The following is a 25,747-nucleotide window of genomic DNA, read 5'->3' as shown; positions in this document are numbered from 1 at the left end:
GTAGACAGGAAAAAATAACAGAAACAAAAAAAGCCCAAAGCAAAACGCTCTGGGCTTTTTAAAATGCTTATTATCGGATCTGCAATACAGTATTTTGTAACGTACTGTTCACTTCAAGCGCTCTTGAGTTTGCCTGGAAGTTACGCTGAGCTGCAATTAAATCGACCAGCTCGTTGGTCAGGTTGACGTTCGAACTTTCCAATGCTGAAGAGTTAATAGCACCAAAAGTACCGGAGTTTGCTTCACCAGCTAATGCTTCACCAGACATTAAACTTTGACGCCATGAAGTGTTACCGGCCTGAGTTAAACCTTGTGGGTTCGCAAACTTCACCATAGCCACCTGAGCTAAATAGGTTTGATCGCCGTTGGAGTATGACGCCATCACCTTGCCTGCCGCATCAATATCTACGCTGGTTAAACGGCCTACAGTGGTGCCGTCACCGTCTAAACTGCCTAACTCGAACTTCGAGGAGTACTGGGTTGGATTTTTAGTTCCTGCCGGATCAGTAAAATTGATTGAAACGTCCGTAGTAAACTGCGCGCCGTTCGCTAATAAGCCATCTAATGTCGCTTTAGGCATCACCAGTGAAGGCATAGGCGTTGTTGTTGGATTGCCGTTTAAGTCGAAATCCAGTACAGGGGTCGCCGCAGGTAAAGTAAAAGGTGTGCCGGTATTGTCATCGAGTACTGCATAAACTTCCCAGTCATTATCTGTCACAGGATCAGTACGGCGGAAATACATAGATAAAATATGCGGCTCACCCAAACTGTCATATACAGTGGTCGAGGTCTGGTTGTTATAAGTGGCCGCATTGGTCGCGTCAAAGGCAGGCAGCGGCACAGCTTTTGGTTGTTGACGTGAATCCAGGTTCATGGTCAGAAATACGTTTTGCGTTGCACGTGGTGCACCCGCCGTATTTGGGATCTGGATAGGAGAAGTAGTACTTAAACTGACAGAGGTAGTTTCACCTGTGGCTGGATTCACCGGAAAACCTTGCAAAAAGCCACCGTTGTTATCAGAAATAAAGTTGTTTTTGTCCAGCTTAAAGGCACCGGCTCTGGTGTACGAATAATCACGGTTACCAATTTCCGGCGCTATCGCAAAAAAGCCGTCACCGGTAATAGCCAAATCCAGTGAGTTATTGGTGAATTTCAAAGAGCCCTGAGAAAACTGCTGGGCCACTTTAGAAGTAGTTACACCGTCACCCACTTTAGTTTTGTTCGAGCTAAATACCGACGCTGCATACACATCAGCAAATTCAGCGCGGGATTCTTTAAAGCCGGTAGTATTGACGTTTGCGATGTTATTCGCAGTGGTATCAATATCCTTTTGAGCCGCAGCCAGGCCGCTTAACGCTATATTAAAACTCATAGTTCACCTCAAATCTTTGATTAGGTTGCAATTTCTTCAATATCAGATAATTTTTTCTGGCCTTGGCCATACACATTTAATAACAGACCCTGAGTGGTACCATTGCCTAAGGTAATACTGGTCACTGGGGCGTAAACAGAAGTGGCTATGGCTTCGTTTTTACCTGCGATACTGGCTTCAACTGAAATGGTGTAAACACCTGCCTTTGCGAGCTCCATAACAGGCTTACCATCTTTATCTACTTTAGGGGTACCATCCTCATTCAGAGCCTGAGTATCAGTAGTACCGTCCCAAGGTAGCTGTAAACGCCCTGCATCAGCTTTATCTATGGTGACCGAACGCACGACCACACCATCAGCATTTTTAATCTGGACTTTGACATTAGTCGCGTCTTCAGGAAAATTAGCACTGGCAACCACAGCATTTTCGCCGTCAAAAACCATATCGTCTGATTTCACCAACACATACTGCCCAACTAAAGAAGACGCCTGCAGCGCCTGGCTGGAATTCATAGTGGTGGCAAAATCTTTAAAGTTGGTGTTCAGCGACGCAATACCATCGGCCATAGTAAATTGCGTCATCTGCGCAATCATCTCATTGTTTTCAACAGGCTTTGTTGGATCCTGATAGGCCAACTGCTGCGTTAACAGCGCAAAAAAGTCGGATTGGGTTAAAGCACCATTACCATCAGACTCGGGAGTCGTGGGTTTATCGCCCCAATACAATCCATCTAAAGCACTGCCTGTATTATCTACCTTACTCATGCCCTACCCCTTACCGTTGGCCCATCATCAGCGTACGGCTGACCATTTGCTTGGCAGCGTCAGCTACCTGCACATTGGTCTCATAAGAACGCGAGGCTGAAATCATATTGGCCATTTCTTCCATAATATTGACGTTAGGTTTGTAGATATAACCTTTGTCATCAGATAACGGATGATGTGGCGCATATTCCACATTCAAAGGTGCGTCTGATTCAACAATACCCAATACCTGAACCTTAGCGCCTTCCTGACCTTGCTGCGCTTGTTCTAGTGCGGTTGCAAAAACAGGATGACGAGCTCTGTAGGTTTGATCGATGCTGCTGCTGATGCTGTTCGCATTCGCCATATTACTGGCGGTGGTGTTTAACCGCACTTGCTGTGCAGACATTCCACTACCAGCGATATCAAAAACGTTATAAAGGCTCATGACTGGAATCCTCCGATAACGGCACTATCAAAAACGTCATAAAGGTTCATTATTGAGACCCTCCGGTAATGGCTTTTTTCAGGCCGCTAATTCGACTGTTCAGGAAATTTAAAGTCGTCTGATACTCCATGCTATTGCGGGTGAACGCGTTTCGCTCTTCGTGGATATCAACAGTGTTGCCATCCCCGGTATCAGGCTGATTAGGAATACGGTACTGAGAGTCAGCATGGCGGGCTGTGGAGATTTCAAAATGCTTAGGATCAGTACGGCCAAGTGAGCCTGACTGACGTGACTGAGCACCAGCTAATGCGGTTTGAAAATCCATATCCTTTGCCTTGTAGCCCGGAGTATCGGCATTTGCGATATTTTCGGCCAAGACTTGAGAACGTTTGTCGCGGATCAGTAGTGCATCAGGGTGAAGCCCAAATGCTTTATCGAAGCTGATTGCCATTATTGCCATCCTGTCTTTCAGAGATGGCAAATACTAAGCAAAACTCAGGCCAGAATTTTTGATCAGACTTTTTTGCGGTACACTATGCCTGGATTACAACGCACCATATCAAAGTCGTTGTTCAGGCTGGAGAGGGACTCAGAAGCACCAAGAAACAAGTAACCACGCGGGTTCAGAGCCTGAGAGAACTGTTTAATTATTTTCATTTTCACTTCAGGGGAGAAGTAAATCAGCACGTTACGGCAAAAAATAATGTCAAACTTACCCAGTAAGGTATAGCTATCCAATAAGTTTAAATGACGGAACGAAACGTTTTTTCGAACGGCATCTTTTAGCCGCATCATGCCGTTTCCAGAATCGTCAAAAAATTTACTCCGCCGCTCTGGTGACAATCCCCGGGACAAGGCCAGACCATCATACTCAGCGCGTTGGCAGTGTTCGAGCATAGCGTTGGATATGTCTGTGCCTAAAATATGTAACCCCATAGGAAAGGCTGAAGGTCGGCCTTGCTGGTACTCCAGCCCCGTCATCGCAATAGAATAAGGTTCCTGACCAGACGAACTGGCCGCCGACCAAATCTTGACGGTTTTATGATCTTTCTCAAATTCGGGCAGAATTTGCTTTTTCAACAACTCGTAAGGGTAATTGTCACGAAACCATAAAGTCTCGTTGGTGGTCATAGCATCAATGACAGCGGAACGTAGTTGCCGTTCAAAAGGACTTAAGGTTTTATTTAATAATTCTGACAGCGACGACAAACCAAAGCGCTGCATCAAAGGCGCAAGGCGGCTTTTGACCAGATATTGTTTATTGTCACCCAGCACAATACCGCACTGTTGTTCGAGAAAATCCCGAAACAGACGATACTCACTTTCCTGCAGCTCTTTGTTTGCCACTAACATAAAACCTCTAATCAGTATGCAACCATTTCCGCACGGATTCGGCTAATTCATCCGGGTTAAATTTCGCAATGAAATCATCTGCGCCTACTTTCTGCACCATCTGCTGGTTAAAGACACCGCTTAGCGAGGTATGTAAGATCACATGCAATGGCTTGAGTCTTGGATCCAGCCGAATTTCAGCGGTCAGGGTGTATCCATCCATTTCCGGCATTTCAATATCAGAAATCAGCAAGCCGACTTTATCAGTGACTGAATTTTGACAAGCCGCTGCAGTCTCCTGCAAGTAGGTTAATGCCTCACGGCCGTTGTTGACCAGATGCATCTGTACACCTAAGCCTTCCAGCGCTCTTTTGACCTGATTCCGCGCAACAGCTGAGTCGTCTGCAATCAGAATGAGTCTGTCACCTAAATCTTCACTAATAGTAGAAGTGGCTACATTGCTGCTGATAGTTGTAGGTGACGGTGAAATTTCTTCCAGAATTTTTTCAACATCAATAATCTCAACCAATTCTTTATCTATTTCAGTAATAGCCGTCAGGTAACTCTGTTTACCACCAGTGCCTTTTGGCGGTGGCATAATAGAGGCCCAATTGATATTAATAATACGCTCGACCGACTGCACTAAAAAACCCTGCACAGAGCGGTTGTACTCAGCGATGATAATAAAGCAGTCTTTAGTGTTCTCTATAGCTTTACCGCCTGTTGCCAGACTTAAATCAATTACGGATATAGTCTGACCGCGAATATGGGCTATGCCTCTGACATATTTATTACGTTTGGGAATGGCAGTTAAAGGTGGGCATTGCAGTACTTCACGTACTTTAAATACGTTAATACCAAAACGTTGACGACCCTGTAAGCGGAATAATAAAAGCTCCAGTCTGTTCTGCCCCACCAGTTGAGTGCGCTGATTGACTGAATCCAGAATACCCGCCATAGAAGACTCCCTTGCCTGAAAGAATTAGTGATCCTAAAAAATCGGGAACGATTCTTGCTTAGTTCACTCTAGGATGAAAAATGACTGAAAATTGACATACTTAAGTATGTTATAACCCTTTGCCGATAAAGCATAGCTGAAACCATATGAAAATGTACGATAAATTTTTGAAACGCCCTCTGCTCTGTGCTTTTACAGTCAGTGTTTTTTTTGCGGCATTTTCGCTACAGGCGGCAAGTTTTAGCCCTGCACAATTAACAGCGGCAACAACAGAGTGGTTAGAGCAGCAAAAAGAAGTACCGGACGGTGCTCAAAGTCAGATTTCTACGCTGGACTCACGTTTGGCTCATAAAGAATGCAACGAACCTTTGCAGTTTAGTTTTGCAGGCCCGGTGTACAATCAGGCGACTGTACAAATTCGCTGTCAAAGCCCACAACCCTGGCAGCTTTATGTATCAGCACGTTTTACGCAGCAAACAGACGCGACTCTTAGTGTGCGAAATATAGCTTTAGGTTCTTTAATCACTGCCGATATGTTAACGCTGGGGCAAGCCGATTTGCGCTTAGCTCGTGGCTCTTTAGTGAAAAACCCGGCATCAGTGATCGGAGCCAGAGTAAAAAGGAGCCTGTCTGCAGGACAAGTTGTGACATTGCAGGATCTTTGTCTTGTATGTAAAGGCGATATAGTTACAATTAGTGGTTTGAATAGTGGCCTTGAAGTAAGAACTGTCGGTATAGCACAAATGGATGGCATTCTGGGTGACCAGATCCGGGTGACGAACAGACAGTCCAACAGAACCGTAGTTGCAGAAGTCGTTGCGGTGAAAAAAGTTGCAATAAAATTTTAAATAATGTCTAAAGTTTTATCAGTCGCTGCCGTTATACAAAGTAAGGGATCCGAAACCGGATGAAGAGGGTAGAAAAATGGCGATTAATGTAAATACAGGCCTGCCAGTCACTCAACAAGTGAAAGCTGACAAAGCCGAACAACAAAACGTTCAAAAACAGCAAGTTGCTCAGCAACAGGCGGTTCAGCAGCAAAGCACAACAGGCACAGCTGCACAAAAACAGGATTCAGTCTCGCTGACTTCTCAGGCACAGCAATTCAGCAAAGCCCAGGAAAAAGCGAAAGCAAGCTCAGGTATTGATCAAGAGAAAGTTGATAAGATCAAACAAGAGATTTCTGAAGGCAAATATAAAGTGAATGTAGAACAACTGGCACGTCGTATCGTTCAGTTTGAAGGCGAGTTTTTTAGTAAAAAATGAGTAGCGCCCACTCTTCTATCCTCACCCTGTTAAACGAGCAAGAGCAGCACTTGGATGTGCTGCTCTTGTTGCTTCATAAGGAACTGGACGCCATCCGGACCCGTGATGTTGAAGCATTAAAAAGCAACACCGATGAAAAAATCCAAATCCTTGATTTAGTCCAGACGACAGACGAGCAATTAACTGCCTCGCCAGAACTCGACGCTGTCAAACAGCAAGACTGGTTTAAAGACCACTTGCAACGCCTCGAAGAAAAACTGGCACAGTGTAAATTCCAAAATCAGGTGAACAGCCAAAGCGTAGAGCAAAGCCAATTGGTGATCGAACGTTTTAAAACTGAGTTGTTGCAAAGCCGTGGCCGCGCCGGTTTAACCTATACCAATAAAGGCAAAGCAGCTCAAGTCGATAAAGGCCCCGGCATTAAAGCCTGATCTGTTTATCCAGCACATAAAAAAACCGTCATCTGACGGTTTTTTTATGTGGGTAGCAAACCGCAAGTGCTCAGTAGTACTTCACATTTTTTATCCGACGGGCTGGCTGGCTATTTAAATACAAATCATACACCTGCTTAAAATCCAGCTCGAGCTCAGTGGCATACACATCACCCACAGGATAAGTTTTCACCACGCGTGCACCACGAATAATGCCGCTCACCGATGAACTTAGCTGGTCGTTGCCGACCATCATTTGCTGCATATTGGCTTTGGCGTCAATTCTTTGGCCATAAACTTGCTCTGCAAGTTCTCTATAAGCTTCCAGTTTAGAGGCTTTCATCGCCATCAGCATACGCTCCTGCTCACTGGCGCCTGGCTGTTGGCTCAGAGGAGCATAGCCCACAGCTTTTAACACCGGAAAACGTTGAGGTTCCACCGTTTCCCATTCCACATGGCGGTCAGATACCAGACTACAGCCTGGTAATAACGTCAGCAATAACGCGCTGATTGTTAGTTTGTTCATGATGGCGTGCCTCTGCCCTTTTTTGCATACTTTCATTACAGCAAATAATGCACAATCCGTGCCTTTTCTAAAAAAACTGTTATTTTAAGCGCCTAATCTTAATTCAGGCATAGCTTTTGCTTCTACCCTGTTAGTTCTTCTATTGAGGGTTTGTCATGCGTCTATCTGCGCTCAGCGTATCACTGCTGGCTTTGCCACTGCTTTCTGGCCATGCCCATGCCGATTGGTATGAAGCTACAGGCCAGGCCGTATTGCGTGCCGGCGATACCCATGCAGCCAGAACTGCAGCAACTGAAGATGCTGTGCGTAAAGCGCTGCTGTATTCAGGAGCGTCCATTCGCACTGTACAACAGGTGACCGACGGTTTATTGACTCAGGAATCGATGTTTTTACAGACTCAGGGCGAAGTACATAATGTGCAAATCGTCTCTGAAACTGAAGAAAACGGTTATATCAACGTCACGATCAGAGCTGATATTTACCCAGATCAAAACCAATGCGCCAACCTGCAATTAAAAAAGGAGCTGCTGATCAGCCCTTTTGTCATTGAAAACCGGGAACAGGCTATTACAGGACAGCTGTATGAGCTGGATGAAGCCAGCACCAGTTTGTTTATTCAAAAACTAGAGGAATCCTCTGGTTCCAGCTTGATCAAGCTGCTGCCCCAAGCTATACGGCAAAAAGAGTTGAGTTATGCCGACCGTGGCGCCTTGCAACGTAACTATGGCGGCCGCTATTTGCTTAAAGCCAGCCTGGACGATGTTTCGCTGGGTGAGCGCGTGGGGACCAACTGGTCATTTTGGTCTGATCAGGACAGAGAACGTTTTTACCAGCTGCAGTTAGAGCTGTCTGATATTCAGGAGCAGAAAGTACTGTTTAGCCAAAAATACCAGACATCCGCGGTTTGGGGTTTTAACAGTACTACAGTGATCAGCCCCAAAACTCAGCGCTTCTGGCAAACTGATTATGGTAAGTCTATTGAGCGGGTATTAAATGCTGCAGCTCAGGACGTGGAAGAAGCGCTGCGCTGCGAAACTATACTGGCCGACATCACTCTGGTACAACAGCATAAAGTGCTGCTGAACCTGGGCAGTAAACAAGGCTTAAAAATCGGTGATGAGCTGACTATTTTATTTCGTCGCCAGCACAAAGACAGCTTTGGTCAGTTACAAGACCAACTGACTGTTAGCGAACTGAAAATAAAGATCACAGAGCTCAATCATAAAAATGCCTGGGCTGAAAGTATCAATATGGATCTACTGGCTAATGTACAAGTGGGTGATGCAGCAACCTTGATTAATGATAAAGAACAACGTTAACGAATTACCCGCTAAAACCGTAGCTTATTGTTCAATAAAGAACCTGTTGATTCAACTGGAGTTCACAGGATTCGCCAGCTGTGCTAGCTTAGTGTCTTCTGTTAATCCGCTCCATAGTTAAATGGATATAACGGCCCCCTCCTAAGGGGCAGTTACAGGTTCGATTCCTGTTGGGGCGGCCATTTTTTCACTTCGATCCTATCTTGTTTTATTCAGGTGTCTAAAGCTTAAAGCTGTTGTAATACCAAGGCTGGTATTAAGGTGCTGGCTGAACTAATCACAACATTATCTCTTGTAGAGACGACTCTGCTGGTAATTTGCAGGCCACGACGTGTGGGGGTCATAGTGCCTGTCAGCACGTAGTCTATGCCCTGTGGATTCCTGAGCTTTGACGTACTGCGGGATAAAGACAAATCACCTGTTGGGCCCACAGTAATATTTTTTGTCAGTTTATATTCGATCACTGCAGCGCCATAACCTGGCAATACAGTACTCAACTCTTCGGCAAGTTGATTACCTATAGCGCTGGTTTGTTCTAGCTGAGAATCAAAGAGGACAAAGCTTGCCACCCCAACCTTCACACCCTGAAGTTGTTGATTGCCAGCCAGTTTAAATGCCAGTTGAGCCACATAGTCACTCAGCGATTTTCGGCTTTGATGGAACATAGGCGCCGAATTATACGCCTGAGGATCGGCACCTGCAGCAGCTAATTCGGATGGCAAAGTTCTGCGGCTAAATTGTTTTACCGCTAAACCCGGGATCGGCTGACCGTTGTTCACTGCAGCACTGTCTAATTGCGAGTTCTGTGCAATACCCATGGCTGGCTCAGCTTCCTGAAAAGGCTGCGTTAAACCAAACCATTCGCTATCCCTGTTTTGTGTTGTCGCACTTTGAGTTTGAGAACTCCCAGACGTGTTGGAATCACAGCGGCACAATTCAGTGGACGAGCTGACCACAACAGAGGATTCAGTGTAACTATCTCCGGAAGTCTGATTGTTATCCGTTGCAGCAGGCTGGCTGGCAACCATTTCTGCATCTTTAGCAGCTTCAGTAGTCGAAGTCGCGCAACCCGATAACCACAACACAACGGCTGTTAGCAAAGCTTTGGCCGAGACTGAGGTCATAGTTGAATTCAGTGAGTTCATAAAGAGTTCCAGTTTCAGCTTGTTAAGGAGTTCCTGCTGCTTTTAACTGCAACAAAGGTGCGCTATGTGTCGCTTTTAAGGCCTGAACCACATTTTGTGGAATAAAGGTCTGAGCTGTAGCCAACACTTTTTTATCGTTCACATTCACCATACGTGCATTCACTAATACCCCGCCCTGATGACGAACTAAGGTTCCACCCAGCACGACACTGATGGGGTATTGTTGGGTCAGTTCAAGGAAATCGCGACTAAAAGTAAAGTCACCTGTAGGGGTTACACGAATATAATCTGTAGTTTTAAAATCAGTCACCGCTATACCAAACTGAGTGGCTTCGTGCATAAAAGCTTCAGAGAGTTGATTACCTAATAAGTCACCTTGCTGATAATCCCCATCCAGGTAAACAAAACTGGTCACGCCAAGGCTAAAGGTTGTACTTAACACTTCAAGATTGGCAGCTAAATCATGCATCATGCTTTGAACATAGTGATTCACCGTAATAGCAGGTTCAGGCTTGTAGCTTGCCGGATTCATTCCGACCATGCGGGCGTTTTGAGTCGTTGCGCTGTCGTATTCATTGACATACAAGTGATCTGGATGAGCCGCTGGATCATCCTTCTTGTAGGTCACCCGGCCTTGCTGCAGTTCCACCTTATTCGCTGGCACTACCGGCTTACCCTGCGAGTCTGTATCAATCAAAGGTGCACAACCTGATACAGAAGCCAGGGTTGTCATGCCGCATAAAAGAATAAGGTGGCTATATCTAGTCATCAATTAAGACTCCGAATTGCGATACAACTTATTATGGCGCAATTGCAACTGCTCGTTGGGCCATAACACAGCTACTGGAATAACACTGGATGCGGCAGCAAGTACTTGCTGGCTTTTCAGGTCAATTAATTTGGCATTCACTGTGATATGCACTTCCCCTTCGGTCAGGGTTCCTGTAATCACATAACGCGCCTGTTGATTTTGCGCCAGCAGGCTAAGATCGCGGCCTAAGGAATTCTCAAAACCAGAGTGCACCAACACAGCATCATTTAAGCGTATTTCACTAACCTGATAGCCCAGCTGAGTGGCCACCGTCTGCATACTTTCCTGCAGCTGCAAGGAGGCGTTGTAGCTGGACTTACGACTAGTATCTGGCGCCATCAGCTGTACATCAGCAAAAGTGGTGACAGCTATAGCACCGGACTCCAGAGGTTGTAATTTATGAAAAAGCTGGTCTGCCAGACGCTCGGTGTAAAACAACAAAGGAGGATGTTGTTCTGCTTTTGAGACCTTTACAGGATCGGCAATATCTTGCCCTTGTGGCAAAGAACTGCAGCTGCACAACAGCAATACTGTAATGACTAACCCGAATATCCGCACTGTAGCCCCCGGCCTAGCCGTCGCTTATTTATCTATGCATGATATACAGCAAAATTGATGCCAGATAATTTTGACGGTTTTTTGCTACGAATAAAATGAGGTTAGATCACAGGCTTAACAGTTAACCCTGTGATCTGATCCTATTTTCAGGTTTTAGATGGCTATTGGGGCTTTGATGGCTGGGTGTGCTAAATAATTGACCAGCTCAAAATCTTCGATAGTAAAACCAAAAATATCTTTGATAGCAGGGTTCAGCTTCATTTGTGGCAATGGATGTGGTGTGCGACTTAACTGCTCGTTTACCTGAGCCATATGATTGCTGTACAAATGCGCATCACCAAAAGTATGCACAAAATCACCTGGTGTTAAATCACAGACCTGCGCGACCATCATGGTCAGCAAAGCATAACTTGCGATATTAAAAGGCACACCAAGGAAAATGTCAGCACTGCGCTGATACAGTTGGCAGGATAATTTGCCATCATGCACATAAAACTGAAACAAGGTATGGCAAGGCGGCAAGGCCTGTTTGCCCATAGCCGCATTATCTTTTGGGCTGAACCTGGTATCTGGTAGTACCGCAGGATTCCAGCCGCTGACGATTAAACGACGTGAGTCTGGATTAGTTTTAATGTCATGTATGAGCTGGCTGATTTGATCGATCACCCGGCCATCCGGTGTTTGCCAGCTACGCCATTGCGCACCATAGACAGGGCCCAAATCGCCCTGCTCTGTCGCCCATTCATCCCATATACTGACTTTGTTATCCTTCAGATACTGAATATTGGTGTCGCCTTTGAGGAACCACAACAGCTCATGAATAATGGAGCGCAGGTGACACTTTTTGGTCGTCACCAACGGAAAACCCTGACTTAAGTCAAAACGCATCTGATAACCAAACACGCTGATGGTGCCTGTGCCGGTGCGATCAGATTTTTTATGGCCATGTTCCAGCACATGGCGCATTAAGTCTAAATACTGCTTCATGCCTTGCTCTCTTTCTTCACTGTATTTTCGCGACCATTCTTTTCACGAGCGTAACCCCAAATAATCAGCCCTAAACCAGCAACAATCATTGGAATACAGAGCCACTGTCCCATCGACATGCCCAGAGACAATAAACCTAAATGCGCATCAGGTTCACGGAAGAATTCGATAATAAAACGCGCTGTACCATAGCCCAGCAGGAATAAACCTGCGACGTTACCGGCAGGCGGATTTCTGCGTTTGTACAACTGCAGCAAAATAAACAGGATGATGCCTTCACCCAACAGTTCATACAGCTGAGACGGATGGCGAGGCAACATACCGGCGTTAGGGAATAACACAGCCCATGGCACGTCTGTAGTACGGCCCCACAATTCGCCGTTGATAAAGTTACCTAAACGACCAAAAGCTAAGCCCAAAGGCAGCAGCGGCACGACAAAATCACCCAATTCCAGATAACGTTTTTTATTGCGCCAGGCAAACCAGGCCATAGCGGCCATCACACCTAACACGCCGCCGTGGAAGGACATGCCGCCTTCCCAGGTGCGGAATAAATACAATGGGTCGGCAATAAAGTTACTGAAACTGTAAAACAATACATAACCAACGCGACCACCGACAATGACGCCTAAAAAGCCGAAAAACAGCAAGTCACTGACCTGATCGCGGGTCCAGCCCGAGCCAGGTTTATCGGCTTGCCGGTTTGCCAGCCAGTTCGCCAGTAAAAAAGCGATCACATACATCAAGCCATACCAACGCACGGCTACAGGCCCGATGCTGAATATCACCGGGTCAATTTGAGGGAATAAAAAATAAGAGTCCACTATGAAAAGTCCTGTTCTAATCAATAAATCAGTAGGGCACCGGCTCGGATGCACACATCTTGATAAGGTCAAACATTGTAACAGCCCTTGGTCCTGTTAAGCACGTAATTGGTTCAACAGCTGCTTTTGATCGAGGAAACGTTGTACGTGCAGACGAACTTGTTTTGGCGACTGACAAGCCAGAATTTCCGGCAGCAGCAATTGCAGTTCAGACATATTCACTCTTCGCAGTAACCATTTAATTTTTGCCAGGTTACTGCTGTTCATACTGAATTTGTCATAGCCCATGGCTGCTAAAATCAGCACACCAGCAGGTTCACCTGCCAACTCCCCACAGATACTCATAGGCAACTGTAAGCCCTGAGCCTGTAATGACATTTGGTGCAAAGCACGCAGTACCGCAGGATGCATCGCATCATACAAACCCGCGACTCGTGGATTGTTGCGATCAACAGCCAATAAATACTGAGTTAAATCGTTGGTGCCGACAGAGCAGAAATCAATCTTGCGCGCCAGTTCAGGCAACTGATACATAATGGATGGAACTTCAATCATCACACCCACTTTGGCTTTTGGCAGCTGCACTTCAGTGCCTGCTAATTCATCCGTCAGCTCAAAAGTTGCTTGTTTGATTAAACGCAGCGATTCATCCACTTCGGCTAAGTCCGAAATCATCGGCAGCAAAATATGTAAATTGCCCTGGCCTATATTGGCTTTGAGCATGGCGCGAATTTGAACCAGGAAAATTTCCGGGTGATCCAAAGTTAACCGAATACCACGCCAGCCTAAAAAGGGGTTTTCTTCAATAATGCTGAAATAAGGCAGCGCTTTATCACCGCCAACATCTAAAGTGCGCATCACCACGGCTTTAGTCGGGTGCGACGCCAGCACTTTTTTATAGAGTTCGATTTGCTCCGCTTCCGTTGGGAAACGGTTTCTCATAATAAAAGGGAATTCAGTGCGGTATAAACCAATACCGTCTGTATAAGACGGCTGGGCACTTTCCAACTCAATTGCAAGACCAGCATTGATCATCAAGCTAAAAGGCGCACCACAAGCGCTCTGTGCGTTTAAATGCATCTCAGACTGATAACGTGCGCTAAGCTGTGCATCTTCACTGATCAACGCCTGGTATTCAGCCACTATGGCTTCAGCTGGCCCCACTAAAATCTGGCCACGGTAACCATCCACTATCAAACGCTGACTTTGCCAGTGAAACAGTGGCAACTCGTCGAGGCCCATCACCGCAGGAATACCCAAAGCCCTGGCCATAATAGCGGCGTGTGAGTTGACAGAGCCTTTGAGCGAAACAATAGCCACCAGTTGAGCGCGTGGAATTTCGGCCAGCATAGTGGCGGTGACGTTATCGGCCACCAACACTACTTTTTCCGGCAACTTATGATGGCGCTGCTCTGTGTCGAGCAAATGATTCAGTACCCTTTGGCCTAAGTCACGAATATCAGTACCGCGTTCGCGCAGATAGGGGTCGTCCATATCATCAAACTGGCGGGCAAACTTTTCCACCACACGTTTCAGTGCGCTTTTAGCACACCAGCCGTCCTGAATTTGTTTTTCAATTTCATTGCCAAGGCTGGCTGCGTCTAACAACTGATGGTAGACATCAAAAATAGCCAAAGCGTCCGGCGGCAAATGCCCGGCCATACGTTCAGCTAATCGATTAAATTCGGCTTTGGTAATTTTGACGGCTTTGTAAAAACGCGATAGCTCTTTTTCCGGATCATCGACTTTTTTCAGCGAAATCGCATCAAAGTCACTGGACGGTTCCAGCACAAAACCTTCACCAATAGCTATACCAGGCGCACCGGGTAAACCCAGCAACTGACCTGTACTTTTTTGTTGTTTTGAATTCTGACTGGCCGCCTGTCGCATTTCTGCATTGACTAACACAGACGCCAGCTGCACGCCTAGCGTGACTAAAAATGATTCCTCGTCCTCACTGAATACCCGTGATTCGCCCTGCTGTATGGTTAATACACCCAGCACTTTGCGATGATGAATAATGGGGCAGCCTAAAAAGGCAGAAAACCTGTCTTCACTGACTTCAGGGGTGACTTTAAAACGAGGGTGTAAATGAGCTTGCGCTAAGTTGATCGGCTCTTCACGCTGACCTACCCAGCCAATCAAGCCTTCGGAAAAACCAATAGAGATCTGGCCTACCGCTTCAGGATTTAAGCCATCTGTAGCCATCAGCATAAAATGCTGCTGATCATAGTCGGCCAAATAAACAGAGCAACACTCTGTTTTCAGAGCATTTTTTACATTCGAGACTAAGCCAGCCAATGCGTTATTCAGTACCGGCTCTTGCGCCACATCCTGCACTATGCGCCTTAACTGGCTCAGCATTCCTAACCCCTTCTGATTAACTTCTCATTTTTTCCATCTCTACGAAGATACGGCAAAGCAATAGGGGCAAACTCTTTCATCACCTTGCGGTACACTTCCCGCTTAAAGGCGACGACCTGACGCACCGGATACCAATAACTGACCCAACGCCAGTCATCAAACTCCGGATGCGAAGTTTTTAACAGATTTACGTCTTCATCCTTACAGGTCAGGCGCAACAAAAACCATTTTTGCTTTTGCCCTATACACACCGGATTACTGTCTCGTCGAATTAAACGCTTAGGTAACTTGTACCTTAGCCAGTGTTTGGTTACAGCAATAATTTCTACATCTTCAGGCTGTAAACCAACTTCTTCATTTAACTCGCGGTACATGGCCTGCTCAGGGGTTTCCCCATCATCAATGCCGCCCTGTGGGTACTGCCAGGAATGTTGACCGTATCTCCTTGCCCAAAACACCTGTCCCTGGTGGTTGTATATTACAATGCCGACGTTGGCTCTGAAGCCTTCAGCGTCGATCACAAAAACCTCTAGCTTATTTACAGCTGTTGTTTCATCGATTCTTTCATAAAGTCACGACTTCGGCAAATTGTATTTTCTACAGAGTTATCCACAATTTAGCTGATTAATTAGCGCTCACTGTGAACTTCTACACAGGCTCTGTACATAAAGCTGTGCATAAGGGTGTTTTTGTTCTTGAATAACTTTGAAATGCTGGAATAACACCCAATTAAAAACAGAAAAATAACTATAAGAAACATTAAGTTAGATTGAAAAGACTGCTATTTAAGCAGTGTTACAACTGTGCATAACTTGCTTTGTTTGCTTTTTGAGCAGCAAAATAAATCAAAAAATGTTAATGTTTTTAAAGACCTGAATCACTGCTGTATTTATAACGCTTTTATGAGCCTGCCACCAAAAAACATCGAAGAATTAGTGGAACGTTGTGCCCTGATTGCAGGCCTGACTTTAGGTCAATTGGCAGAGCAATGTCAGTTGCAACTGCCTGCGAATCTGCAACGCGACAAAGGCACTGTGGGTCAATTGCTTGAACTGGTGCTAGGCGCCAGCAGTGGCAGCAAAGCTGAACCTGATTTTCCACATTTGGGTGTAGAACTGAAAACCTTACCTGTGGATAGATTTGGTAAACCTCTGGAAAGCACTTATGTTTGTGTGGCGCCCTTAACTGATGTTGCGGGTTTACGCTGGCACGAGTCCTGGGTTTGTCGCAAGCTCAGCAAGGTTTTGTTTGTGCCTATACTGGCCGAACGCGCAATTCCGTTGGCTGAACGTCAAATTGGCAGCGCTTTTTTATGGAGCCCGGATGCAGAGCAGCACGCCTTATTACAACAGGACTGGGAAGAGTTGATGGAGCTGATTGTATTAGGTGGCATCGATCAGATTAAAGGCGCCCACGGCAAAGTACTGCAGTTAAGGCCTAAAGCGGCCAATAGCAAAGCCTTAACTTCCGCTATTGGCGCTGATGGCCAACCTATTCAAACCCTGCCCAGAGGCTTTTATTTAAAGGCCAGCTTTACAGCTTCGTTGCTGGCCCATCAGTTTGGAACCAACTAATACCATTCTCTAAGTAATTGGAGTTGCAGCTAGGCGACAAGTGCACGAGCCCCCAGGAGCATAGTTGTCCTATGTGACTGGGGCGAGCAGCGCGGTCAACAACGCTGCCGCTTCAAGTACGACGAGTAAGTTAACTCTGGTACTTGCTGAGCAGTTGTTGATAATCGCCACTGTCTTTTAACTGCTGCAGCGCCTGATTAAAGGAGCTGACCTGCTCCGGCTGCACAGTTGATTTACTGAACATCACATAAATAGGTGTTTCTTCCAGCTTGATGCTGTGAGGTTGTACCTGCTGCTCTAATCCTTTGCGCCGGATAATAGCGGCGCCGACAAAACTATCTTCCAGTACAGCGTCGACCTGATCGTCCAGCAACACAGCGATATTTTGTTCACTCATCGTTGATTCAACAAACTGGGGTCGCATTTGATCGTCACTGTACAAGGCGGTTATTTGTTCACCATAATAATAATCACTGATAAGCCCAACCTTGTGTTTAGCGGCGACCATTTGTGCCACAGAGTCAAAGTTGTATTTATCGACATCATCCTTACGAACAAACAGTTGGAACTGCTCCGCGCGGTAAGGCTCTGAAAATAGGGCAAATTCTTCACGGGCTGGTGTTTTGGATGCTCCCAACAGCACATCCAATTGCCCTTGCCTGAACTGACCTAACAAATCTTGCCAGGTACCATGTTGCAGCACCAGCGTACAGTTCATACGACCAGCAACGGCTTGCACTATTTCAATATCCAGTCCACTGGCTTGTTGTTCCAATCCAACGTATTGGTAGGGTTCCCAGGATTCAAAACCCAGTTTTAGCTGGCAGGGTGCAGCTTTGGGTTCAGCTGGAGTTTCTGCCACTTTAGTGACAGCATCAGGAGTAATAACGGCAGAATTTTGAGTTTCAGCAGGTGTACAGCCAAACAACAGCAGACAAACTACAGCGCTGCATAGAAGGTGTTGAACGTTCATAAGCGGCCTCTTTATTTTTTAGTGTCTATCCGCTTTGATCTTAGTGCATCCGGGCAATTTTTCCTCTTACATCAGATACTTTTTGTAACTATAAGTAAAAAAAAACCACCCGTAGGTGGCTCAGATTTATTCATACAAAAGGCTGGCTAGTGTCAGACAAAACGACAGCGGAATTGACGGCCTTTGATTTTACCTTCGCTTAAACGCTTTAATGCGGCACTCGCCACGTCGTTGCGTACCGCTACAAAACTAACCATAGCCAGCACATTGATTTTACCTAGTTGGTCAAAGGACAAACCCAGTTCACCTGTTAAGGCGCCGACTATGTCACCTGGTCGTACTTTATCTTTTTTACCACCATCGATCATCACAGTACGCATAGGTGCGCGCGCTGGTACACCGTCTTTAGCAGGATAAGCAGTTAACTCTGCCCACTGTGCTGTTAAACCCAGTTGATCTTCCAGTGCGGCCAAACGGCCCATTTGTGAAGGAGTCACCAGCGTTAAAGCCAGACCTTCAGCACCTGCACGGCCAGTACGCCCTACCCTGTGTACATGCACTTCAGGGTCGTTGGATAAATCGTAGTTAATGACCAAAGGCAAAGCACTGATATCCAGACCACGGGCAGCAACATCTGTGGCGACCATAATCAGGCAACTTTGGTTGGTAAACTGCATCAGTACACGTTCACGGTCACGCTGCTCTAAGTCACCATGCAACGACATCACGCTGTAACCGGCGTCCGCCAACTCATCACAAATATCCTGAGTGTCTTTGCGCATATTGGAGAAAATCAGCGTGGGCTTGGCGCCATGCCAGGACAATATCTGCTTTAAAGCAGCAATTTTGTCGTTGGCTTCTACTTCAATAAATTTCTGCTCTATTTCAGTTTGTTCAGCATCTTCAACAAAAACCTGCACAGCATCGGCTTTTAAGTGACGTTTTAAATCGTTCACTTTGTCCGGGTACGTGGCTGAAAACAACAAGGTTTGGCGATCCGCAGGCAGAGCTTTCAGAATAACGCCAATATCATCAGCGAAGCCCATGTCCAGCATACGGTCAGCTTCATCCAGCACCAGGGTTTCGACATCAGACAAGTTCAGCAGGTTACGGTCGATCATCTCGAGGATCCGACCCGGTGTGCCGACAATAATATGAGCGCCATGTTCTAAAGAGCCAATTTGTGGACCAACAGAGACACCACCTACCAGCGTCAATACTTTGATATTGTGCTGACTGCGGGCTAAACGACGGATTTCCTGTGCTACCTGCTCAGCCAGTTCGCGGGTAGGACAAAGCACCAGCGACTGGATACGGAAACGTTTGACCGCCAGTTTATGCAATAAGGTCAGGGCAAAAGCCACTGTCTTGCCACTGCCGGTGCGGGCTTTGGCCAGAATGTCTTTGCCTTCCAACAGCGCAGGCAAAGCCTGTTGCTGAATAGGGGTCATCTGACTGTAGCCAAGACTCTCAAGGCTTTGTAATAAATGTTCTGCTAAAGGCAGACTGGTAAAAGTGGCGTTGCTCAAAAAATGGGTACTCTCTATTGACACAGAAACTGGCACGGGAAAAAGGGCGCGCACTATAACAGAAGCATGAATCCCGAGCGAGTATAAATTTTAAGCAACTTACCCTTCATACTTGAAGCCGCAGCTTTGTTGACTGCGCTACTCGCCCCAGTCACATAGGACAACTATGCTCCTGGAGACTCCCACACTTGTCGTCGCGCTGCAACGTCAATTACTTTGGGTAAGCATTAGGCGAATACCGTTACCGTCTGGCGGCTAATGGCTGCTAACTGACCATCGGGTTGCCATAACTTGGCTTCGATATGGTGATAGCCATCTGCTGCATGTTCAATGCTGGCCAGATAAGACCACCAGTCCGTCGTCAGAGCTTTAGTTTCAGCGCCCTGATGCGGCTGGATAAACTCTATAGTCCAGGTTAATGAACTGGCGGGAGCTGGTTGATTCAGCAAGGTTAAACTGACCGGCGGCCAGGCATCGACCAAGGCCAATAACTCCAGCGCACCTACAGCTGTGCTTTCGCCTTCAGCAAAACGGATAAGACCACCTAGCTCTGAGCCTGTGCCCCCTGAAAATGGCATAACACCGCGCGTGATATGGTAATCAAAATGCCGGGTAAATTCCGGTGCAGGCCCTTGTTTTGGCAATACCATCACCTGAGTACCAGAGTCTGGCGCTGCTTCCGCTTTAATCTGATAAGCCGATGGACGTTCAGCACCAAAGCTCGCCAGTAGTACTAATGCCACCTGATCCTGCTGCGTGATCTCGACCATAGCTTGAATGACTGACTTGCCCTGACGCAAAATACGCCGCGATACAGTGGCAGGTCCTGCATTTAACGGAGCAACAAAAGACACGGACACTGAGCGCAGCGGAATACTTGCCGGTAGTTCTGTCACCAAATGTGCCAGAGCTAAAGCCGATGCCATACCACCAAACACCGCCCTGCCCTGGCCCCACTGCTCTGGCACTTCAATCTGTAACTCATCCGCCTGTCCGGCTTTAAACTGCTGCATTACATCGGCAAATAACATAGTTCTGTCCTTTTGTTACTCTGGTGGCACAGCCACCTTTTATGCTCTGGTAGCGCCGCCACCTTTTATACTGCGGTGGCGCGGCCACCAGGAAAAGAATATCTGATAATCCGGGCCACTACAGTGGCGTACTGGCGTAAAAAGCTGCCGCTGTTATAAGCAATGCCATATTTTTTCGCAATAGCCTCTACTTGGGGTGCGACCGTCAGATAATGCATAGCGGGCATATCCGGAAATAAATGATGTTCAATCTGGCAACTTAAATGGCCGGTTAAAATATGAAACCAACGAGGCCCGGTAAAGTTGGACGAACCCAGAATTTGCCGATAGTACCAGTGCCCACGGCTTTCGCCTTCGCATTGCTGTTGGGTAAAGGTATGAACATCCGCAGTGAAATGACCACAGAAAATCACAGTGGAGGTCCATAAATTACGGATAATATTCGCCACTAAATTACCGGCTAACACCCATAACCACATAGGTCCTGCAATCAAAGGGAAAAACACATAATCTTTAAACAGCTGACGTGTTCCTTTACCAAAAAAGGCTTTTTTCAAATCGCTGTGACTGACACTGTTGATCCGATCCGGTTTCTTTTTACCAAAAAATACCCGCTCACCCGCCAGCTCGTGGTAAGACACGCCCCATTGAAACAAAGTGCTTAACACCAGATAAGTGGCAAACTGCCATAAGTTACGCAGCCTCCAGCGGAAGTCGTTACTCAGGCGCAATAAGCCATAACCAAAATCGCGGTCTTTGCCGATGATGTTGGTGTAGGTGTGATGCTCAAAGTTATGGGTACGTTTCCAGGAACCAGCGTCACAGGCGATATCCCACTCAAAACGTTGAGAATGCAATACAGGGTCATTCATCCAGTCGTATTGCCCATGCAAAACGTTATGCCCAATTTCCATATTGTCGAGAATTTTTGCCAGTGCCAAAAGCGCAACACCTAACACCCATAACCAGGGCGTAATAAACCCCAGCACCATCAATACACGACCAGAAATGGCGCTCAAGCGCTGCGTCAGTAACATACGGCGAATATAACGCGCTTCTTTATCCCCCAACTGACTTATCACACCGGCTTTGACCTGATCCAGCTCAGCAGCCAGTTCCGACAATTGTTGTTCTGTAAGTTTCATCATGATCCTATAACTCTATCTGCAGGTTGCTATGCGCAGCGCTGATACACAACTGAATTTGTTCAGGGCCGTCACCTGAGATGTGTCCTGTGCGTAAATTCAGCACCTGACCTGATTTTTTCTGACACACACACTGGTAACAGACGCCTATCCGGCAACCAAAACGTGGGGTCAAGCCCTGTTGCTCAGCCGCCTGTAATAAAGGCACTCCAGCTGCGGCCTCTACCACAGTCACTTTTCCCTGCTGCAGCATCAAGGCCTGCTTGACAGGTCCTTCAGATGCAGCAGCGGCCAATCCGAACAGTTCGGCATAAATAGCAGTCGATGGCACGCCTTGTTGGATCAAATCGTCCTTGTACTGACGGCTCATAGCCGCTGGGCCGCAAAAGAAGTACTGCGCTTTGCTCAGCGAAAAGCTGGTTTTAGCCTTTAATTGCTGCACTAAGTTCAACCGGCCTGCGGTTGCAGTTTCAATCAGTTGCAGCTCAAATAAAGGCTGTTTTGCCGCCAGTAGTTTTAGCTCAGTCAAAAAGGCGGCTTGCGCTGTATTTTTGACGCAATAAAACAACACCACAGGCGAAGTCCAGCAGCGCACACTGCTTAATATGGACCAAAGTGGAGTAATGCCAGAACCTGCAGCCACCATCACTATGCTCTGTTCAAGCGCAGTATCAGCTTTAGGTTCCAGCACAAAATCTCCCATCGCATCACTGATACTTAAATGAGTCAGTTCAGAAATGCTTGCCGCTAAACCTTTAGTAAACTCGCCTTGAGGTTGAATACGGCAACTGATGCGGATTTGTTTTTGCTGCGCAAATACAGCAGAGGACGAGCTGATACTAAAACTACGGCTGATATAACGGCCTTTATGCAGCATAGTGACCAGAATATGCTGACCTGCGGTAAAACCTGCCCAGGACGAAGCCGGCTCTAACCAGACACTTAACATCTGATCGGTTTCCCAGCAAAAATCAACAATGCGGGCACTGTGATAATCCGGATGCAGCGCAGGTTTATTCCAGTTCAACAAAGGATGCAGGTAATAACCCAGCTTAGGCTGATTGGCCAGCATTAAACTAAATTGGCGATAGAGGCTCTGGCCCCATAAAGAGATGGTTTTGTTCACACTGGTCCTTCCACTTAACTTCAGCGCACAGTTGTACACTAAAAATAAATATAACTCCACTTCACGAAAGTAAAAACTAGGCACTTAAAAACCAACCATTTGAATTTAAACAAATTAATTAAATAACAAATTTAAGTTAAAAAACAAAAATGAGTGAACAACTGTTAACTTTTCTAAATAAAAGGCAGTGTATTGCGGGGAAATAAAATACAGCCCTTTGTCTTTGGACAAAGGGCTGTGATAGAAATATTACGAGAACTTAGGTTAAGGCCAGAGCTTTACATCAGGGTTTTGACCAAAATCGGCACGTTGTGGCATCACCACACAAAATCGATGACCACTAGGCGCTTGCATCACAGTCCAGCGTGGCATTTGTTTGATAACAAAAGCGCCCAATTTGCTTAACCGCTCTACTTCAGCCTGGATATTATCCGTTTCAATATCCAGGTGAATATGGCTTGGATGCTCCACTTTTTGCAGCAATAGTCTGGGCTCAGACGATGGGTTATTCAAATAAGCATAACGCTCAGCCCAATCAGGATCGGAAGGTAGCAACTGATAACCCAGCGCCTGACTCCAGAATTCACTGGCCTGCTGAATATCGTCCACTTTACTATCCAGAACAAAAGCGGCTAAGCGACTTTTATGCATACTCTGCTTCCTCTTTATTGCGGCCAGTTACTGCCTGCGTCACAGTTTTCTACCCAAAGCACATTATTACGTGAATCGTTATTAATATAGACCTGATTCACAGCAGACTTCGGATACACCAGACCTTCGCCACAATCGGCGCTTTGACCAGGCCCTACCACAATTTTACTACCCACTTTTAAAGTACAACTGCTCATTTGGTTTAATACGCTCCAGCCTGGACAAATGGCGTTGGCTTCTCTGTACTGATCCGTCGGGCCTTTGGGTAACATAAATGACCACCAGCGGCCATACAACGTATAGCTTTTGGCCTGATCCCAGACTCTATACACCGTCACTGGCGCTGTAGCCACAAAGACTTGTCCCATACAAAGCTGGCCTTTGTCAGGCTGGCCTAAAGCAGATTGCAAAAGCTCAGGATCTGAAGTTGCCTCCAGACCAGCAGCTGGCGCTTGGATAGTCCCGACACAGTCAGTTGCCTCTGCTGGCATTGTAGTAGGGGGTGATTTAGTCAGTGGTGAGTTTGACGAAGGTAAAGTGCTACAACCTGCCAGCAGTGAGGCGGCCAGCAGCATCCCTAATTGAGCAGAATAAAAACGCATAAACCAGACTCCTTGTTTCCGTTTAGTATCAGTAGGAAGCCTGATCAACATGTACATCAATCAGGCACAAGAAGCAGCTTAGCTTAAAAAATACGCGGATGACCAGCGTCGATACAACTATTTTGGGGACGGGTAAAAAGCCATGGGTTAGAGGCGTTTTTCCATAAACACACTTAAAGGGTCAAGCAAATATGAGCCAAAAGGTGTCCTGTACTGATACCCCAGCTTTTCATATAAACCCAAAGCTTCAGGTTGAGAAATACCGGTTTCAAGCCGTGCCAACGGGATCTGCTGCTCTATAAGATGAGCTTCCAGCGCCTGCATCAGCTGTTTTGACAGGCCGCGGCCTCTATAGGTGTCCAGCACATAGACCCGCTTAATTTCGCCATAACTGCCATCATCATGCATTAGTTTAACAGCGCCACAACCTGCTAATTCGCCATCCAGATAAGCCCCCAAAAACAGCACATTAGGCAAAGCCAAAGCAGATGGGCTTTCCATATGGTTACTTTCAGCCGGGTATAAAGACGCCATATAAGCATCGGATAAAGCCAGTAAATGAGCTGCCGGAGCAGATAAAGGGTCTAGAGCTTCGATGTACATAGAAAAATTCTGCGAAGAATAAAAAGAAGCCGCTATTCAAGCAAAAACAGCGGTAAAAAAGCAATGTTTTTAAAGTTCAGGCGAGTAACGGGCGGAAAGGTTAGCAAATCTGCTTAACCACAGCCTTTTAGATAACTGCAGCTATGAACTTTGGCATGCTGCTGCAAAACCTCAATAATGCGTTGATGATCAGCTGAAGCTGCGGATACCACAAAATAGGCATCTATCTCTGCCAGCTTCTTTTGTTTTAAATCGACGACGACATCAGTTGGCTGCTTAGCGGCATAAGCCACAAAAGGCCCCTGATAACTGATCAAATGCTGAGTACGTTGGTGCAAAAATAACTGCACAGCGCTGATACTGTCAGGCATATCCACTAATTGATAACCTTGCTGCAGCAATTGCTGACGCTGACCTAAATAATCAAAAGAACGGATAGCGGCCACTGTTTTATCTTGTGGTGCAGTAGAGCTAAGTGAATGACTGTACAGCATCAGCTGCATCGGCATATAAGCGGGTTCGATAAACCTATGTTTTTTACTGATCGCAGCTGTGGTTTTTACATTGATACTAAAATCCACTTCACCTTGATCTAATAGCAAATACATCCGGGCTGGTGTGGTACAAACCGCTTTTAACTTAAAACCTGCCTGGGCAAACACCCGCTGAGCCAACAGATATCCTTCACCACTGCAACTTTTGCCATCAGCACTGACCACAAAATCAGGCGGAAAATTATGAATACCCATGCGCAGGATTTTATCTGGCGAGGCGGTGCTGTCAGCCAAGACCGGAGGCAGCATAAACAAAGCAAAAACTAAAAGTAGTCTGTATTGCATAACAGGACTCTTTTGAATCGAGGTCAGAGCTCGCGACTCTGACCTCTACACTTTTTTAAGCTAAGACAGCCAAAGCGCCTTCGTACGAAGGTTCATCAGCAGTTTCGGCCACTTGTTCTGTGTATAACACTGTACCGTCAGTACCAACAACAACAACAGCGCGGGACAATAAACCAGTCAGAGGACCAGTAGAAAATGCCACACCATAGTCTTTACCAAATGAACTGCGGAAACTTGAACCGTTTTTCACTTGCTCTAACCCTTCAGCACCACAAAAACGCGCCTGAGCAAAAGGTAAGTCTGCAGAAACACACAACACCGTTGTGTTGCTTAAGCTTGATAAAGCTTTGTTAAAAGTACGGACCGAAGTGGCGCAGGTTGGTGTATCTACACTTGGGAAAATATTCAGTACCAGACGTTGACCAGCAAAATCTGCCAGCTTTACATCAGCTAAACCAGCGCCCGTCAGGGTGAAATCAGGGGCTTTGCTGCCCACTGCCGGCAGTTCGCCTATAGTCTGAAATGGATTACCTTTTAATGTTACTGTGGCCATGAGTCGGCTCCTTTAAGTTAAAAATCGGTTAGGTTAA

General features: G+C 46.4%; 29 protein-coding genes and 1 tRNA gene. 6 read left to right on the top strand and 24 right to left on the bottom strand.

Features of this window, described 5'->3' with window-relative positions; all coding sequences use genetic code 11:
* Nucleotides 1–70 precede the first annotated feature (70 nt).
* The 6 genes from flgE to LSG34_RS09140 all read right to left on the bottom strand — a co-directional run bounded on the left by flgE (nucleotide 71) and on the right by LSG34_RS09140 (nucleotide 4,853).
* On the bottom strand, nucleotides 71–1,372 hold the full coding sequence (gene flgE, locus LSG34_RS09165) for a flagellar hook protein FlgE (protein ID WP_233008687.1): 1,302 nt from the start codon (nucleotides 1,370–1,372) through the stop codon (nucleotides 71–73).
* A 20-nt stretch (nucleotides 1,373–1,392) separates the two neighbouring features.
* A complete protein-coding gene (locus LSG34_RS09160) occupies nucleotides 1,393–2,136 on the bottom strand; it encodes a flagellar hook assembly protein FlgD (RefSeq protein WP_233008685.1) in 744 nt (247 codons plus the stop codon).
* A gap of 10 nt (nucleotides 2,137–2,146) precedes the next feature.
* Entirely contained in the window at nucleotides 2,147–2,563 is a 417-nt protein-coding gene (gene flgC / locus LSG34_RS09155; protein ID WP_233008683.1) for a flagellar basal body rod protein FlgC, read from the bottom strand.
* A 49-nt stretch (nucleotides 2,564–2,612) separates the two neighbouring features.
* Nucleotides 2,613–3,014 carry a flagellar basal body rod protein FlgB gene (flgB, locus tag LSG34_RS09150; protein WP_233008674.1) on the bottom strand — a complete coding sequence of 134 codons (402 nt, stop codon included), beginning with the start codon at nucleotides 3,012–3,014 and terminating at the stop codon, nucleotides 2,613–2,615.
* A 62-nt stretch (nucleotides 3,015–3,076) separates the two neighbouring features.
* Complete coding sequence (locus LSG34_RS09145; RefSeq protein ID WP_233008672.1) at nucleotides 3,077–3,916, bottom strand: CheR family methyltransferase; 840 nt, start codon at nucleotides 3,914–3,916, stop codon at nucleotides 3,077–3,079.
* Nucleotides 3,917–3,923: 7 nt separating this feature from the next.
* Entirely contained in the window at nucleotides 3,924–4,853 is a 930-nt protein-coding gene (locus tag LSG34_RS09140; protein WP_233008670.1) for a chemotaxis protein CheV, read from the bottom strand.
* Nucleotides 4,854–5,005: 152 nt separating this feature from the next.
* Here LSG34_RS09140 and flgA point away from each other — a divergent pair, with 152 nt between their 5' ends.
* From flgA to flgN, 3 genes are all read left to right on the top strand, one after another.
* On the top strand, nucleotides 5,006–5,701 hold the full coding sequence (gene flgA / locus LSG34_RS09135; RefSeq protein WP_233008668.1) for a flagellar basal body P-ring formation chaperone FlgA: 696 nt from the start codon (nucleotides 5,006–5,008) through the stop codon (nucleotides 5,699–5,701).
* 76 nt (nucleotides 5,702–5,777) lie between these two features.
* Nucleotides 5,778–6,119 (top strand): flagellar biosynthesis anti-sigma factor FlgM, encoded by a 342-nt coding sequence (gene flgM / locus LSG34_RS09130; RefSeq protein ID WP_233008666.1) that lies wholly within the window; start codon nucleotides 5,778–5,780, stop codon nucleotides 6,117–6,119.
* Nucleotides 6,116–6,550: a flagellar export chaperone FlgN gene (gene flgN, locus LSG34_RS09125; protein WP_233008664.1), complete on the top strand. Its 435-nt coding sequence runs from the start codon at nucleotides 6,116–6,118 to the stop codon at nucleotides 6,548–6,550. The genes flgM and flgN overlap by 4 nt, the downstream gene beginning before the upstream one ends.
* A gap of 70 nt (nucleotides 6,551–6,620) precedes the next feature.
* Here the strand turns inward: flgN and LSG34_RS09120 are convergent, their stop codons facing one another.
* Nucleotides 6,621–7,076, bottom strand: a complete 456-nt coding sequence (locus LSG34_RS09120) for an LPP20 family lipoprotein (RefSeq protein WP_233008662.1) — start codon at nucleotides 7,074–7,076, stop codon at nucleotides 6,621–6,623.
* A gap of 155 nt (nucleotides 7,077–7,231) precedes the next feature.
* Here LSG34_RS09120 and LSG34_RS09115 point away from each other — a divergent pair, with 155 nt between their 5' ends.
* Nucleotides 7,232–8,395, top strand: a complete 1,164-nt coding sequence (locus LSG34_RS09115) for a flagellar assembly protein T N-terminal domain-containing protein (RefSeq protein WP_233008660.1) — start codon at nucleotides 7,232–7,234, stop codon at nucleotides 8,393–8,395.
* Between the two features lie 107 nt (nucleotides 8,396–8,502).
* A tRNA-Arg gene (locus tag LSG34_RS09110) sits at nucleotides 8,503–8,577 on the top strand.
* Nucleotides 8,578–8,622: 45 nt separating this feature from the next.
* Here LSG34_RS09110 and LSG34_RS09105 read toward each other — a convergent pair.
* From LSG34_RS09105 to rppH, 7 genes are all read right to left on the bottom strand, one after another.
* A complete protein-coding gene (locus LSG34_RS09105; RefSeq protein ID WP_233008658.1) occupies nucleotides 8,623–9,540 on the bottom strand; it encodes a FlgO family outer membrane protein in 918 nt (305 codons plus the stop codon).
* 22 nt (nucleotides 9,541–9,562) lie between these two features.
* Complete coding sequence (locus LSG34_RS09100; protein WP_233008656.1) at nucleotides 9,563–10,309, bottom strand: FlgO family outer membrane protein; 747 nt, start codon at nucleotides 10,307–10,309, stop codon at nucleotides 9,563–9,565.
* Nucleotides 10,310–10,312: 3 nt separating this feature from the next.
* Nucleotides 10,313–10,909, bottom strand: a complete 597-nt coding sequence (locus tag LSG34_RS09095; protein WP_233008655.1) for a FlgO family outer membrane protein — start codon at nucleotides 10,907–10,909, stop codon at nucleotides 10,313–10,315.
* A gap of 153 nt (nucleotides 10,910–11,062) precedes the next feature.
* Entirely contained in the window at nucleotides 11,063–11,896 is an 834-nt protein-coding gene (locus LSG34_RS09090; protein WP_233008653.1) for a thymidylate synthase, read from the bottom strand.
* Nucleotides 11,893–12,720, bottom strand: coding sequence for a prolipoprotein diacylglyceryl transferase (gene lgt, locus LSG34_RS09085; protein WP_233008651.1), 828 nt, complete (start codon nucleotides 12,718–12,720; stop codon nucleotides 11,893–11,895). Before lgt ends, LSG34_RS09090 begins: the two co-directional genes overlap by 4 nt.
* A 96-nt stretch (nucleotides 12,721–12,816) precedes the next feature.
* Nucleotides 12,817–15,084, bottom strand: coding sequence for a phosphoenolpyruvate--protein phosphotransferase (gene ptsP, locus LSG34_RS09080; RefSeq protein WP_233008649.1), 2,268 nt, complete (start codon nucleotides 15,082–15,084; stop codon nucleotides 12,817–12,819).
* A 2-nt stretch (nucleotides 15,085–15,086) separates the two neighbouring features.
* Complete coding sequence (rppH, locus tag LSG34_RS09075) at nucleotides 15,087–15,605, bottom strand: RNA pyrophosphohydrolase (protein WP_008898589.1); 519 nt, start codon at nucleotides 15,603–15,605, stop codon at nucleotides 15,087–15,089.
* A 381-nt stretch (nucleotides 15,606–15,986) separates the two neighbouring features.
* Between rppH and mutH the strand changes: the two genes are divergently transcribed.
* Complete coding sequence (gene mutH / locus LSG34_RS09070) at nucleotides 15,987–16,658, top strand: DNA mismatch repair endonuclease MutH (RefSeq protein WP_233008647.1); 672 nt, start codon at nucleotides 15,987–15,989, stop codon at nucleotides 16,656–16,658.
* 130 nt (nucleotides 16,659–16,788) lie between these two features.
* Here the strand turns inward: mutH and LSG34_RS09065 are convergent, their stop codons facing one another.
* From LSG34_RS09065 to tpx, 10 genes are all read right to left on the bottom strand, one after another.
* Nucleotides 16,789–17,631 (bottom strand): substrate-binding periplasmic protein, encoded by an 843-nt coding sequence (locus LSG34_RS09065; RefSeq protein WP_233008645.1) that lies wholly within the window; start codon nucleotides 17,629–17,631, stop codon nucleotides 16,789–16,791.
* Between the two features lie 152 nt (nucleotides 17,632–17,783).
* The gene (gene dbpA, locus LSG34_RS09060) at nucleotides 17,784–19,160 is read right to left on the bottom strand and encodes an ATP-dependent RNA helicase DbpA (protein WP_233008644.1); all 1,377 of its coding nucleotides are present in this window, start codon (nucleotides 19,158–19,160) and stop codon (nucleotides 17,784–17,786) included.
* 227 nt (nucleotides 19,161–19,387) lie between these two features.
* Complete coding sequence (locus tag LSG34_RS09055; protein ID WP_233008642.1) at nucleotides 19,388–20,191, bottom strand: acyl-CoA thioesterase; 804 nt, start codon at nucleotides 20,189–20,191, stop codon at nucleotides 19,388–19,390.
* 65 nt (nucleotides 20,192–20,256) lie between these two features.
* Nucleotides 20,257–21,339: a fatty acid desaturase family protein gene (locus LSG34_RS09050; protein ID WP_233008640.1), complete on the bottom strand. Its 1,083-nt coding sequence runs from the start codon at nucleotides 21,337–21,339 to the stop codon at nucleotides 20,257–20,259.
* Nucleotides 21,340–21,343: 4 nt separating this feature from the next.
* Nucleotides 21,344–22,462 (bottom strand): flavin reductase family protein, encoded by a 1,119-nt coding sequence (locus LSG34_RS09045; protein ID WP_233008638.1) that lies wholly within the window; start codon nucleotides 22,460–22,462, stop codon nucleotides 21,344–21,346.
* 264 nt (nucleotides 22,463–22,726) lie between these two features.
* Nucleotides 22,727–23,113: a VOC family protein gene (locus LSG34_RS09040; protein ID WP_233008636.1), complete on the bottom strand. Its 387-nt coding sequence runs from the start codon at nucleotides 23,111–23,113 to the stop codon at nucleotides 22,727–22,729.
* 14 nt (nucleotides 23,114–23,127) lie between these two features.
* The gene (locus LSG34_RS09035; protein ID WP_233008634.1) at nucleotides 23,128–23,715 is read right to left on the bottom strand and encodes a hypothetical protein; all 588 of its coding nucleotides are present in this window, start codon (nucleotides 23,713–23,715) and stop codon (nucleotides 23,128–23,130) included.
* A 147-nt stretch (nucleotides 23,716–23,862) separates the two neighbouring features.
* Nucleotides 23,863–24,318 carry a GNAT family N-acetyltransferase gene (locus LSG34_RS09030; RefSeq protein ID WP_233008632.1) on the bottom strand — a complete coding sequence of 152 codons (456 nt, stop codon included), beginning with the start codon at nucleotides 24,316–24,318 and terminating at the stop codon, nucleotides 23,863–23,865.
* 113 nt (nucleotides 24,319–24,431) lie between these two features.
* Nucleotides 24,432–25,157, bottom strand: coding sequence for a type 2 periplasmic-binding domain-containing protein (locus LSG34_RS09025; protein ID WP_233008630.1), 726 nt, complete (start codon nucleotides 25,155–25,157; stop codon nucleotides 24,432–24,434).
* A gap of 55 nt (nucleotides 25,158–25,212) precedes the next feature.
* Nucleotides 25,213–25,710 (bottom strand): thiol peroxidase, encoded by a 498-nt coding sequence (tpx, locus tag LSG34_RS09020; RefSeq protein ID WP_233008628.1) that lies wholly within the window; start codon nucleotides 25,708–25,710, stop codon nucleotides 25,213–25,215.
* Between the last annotated feature and the right edge of the window lie 37 nt (nucleotides 25,711–25,747).

The sequence above is a fragment of the Rheinheimera faecalis genome (genome assembly GCF_021290965.1).
GTDB lineage: Bacteria > Pseudomonadota > Gammaproteobacteria > Enterobacterales > Alteromonadaceae > Pararheinheimera > Pararheinheimera faecalis.
Note: the sequence above shows the minus strand (reverse complement) of the source record. Positions and strands in the feature narration are given on the sequence as shown.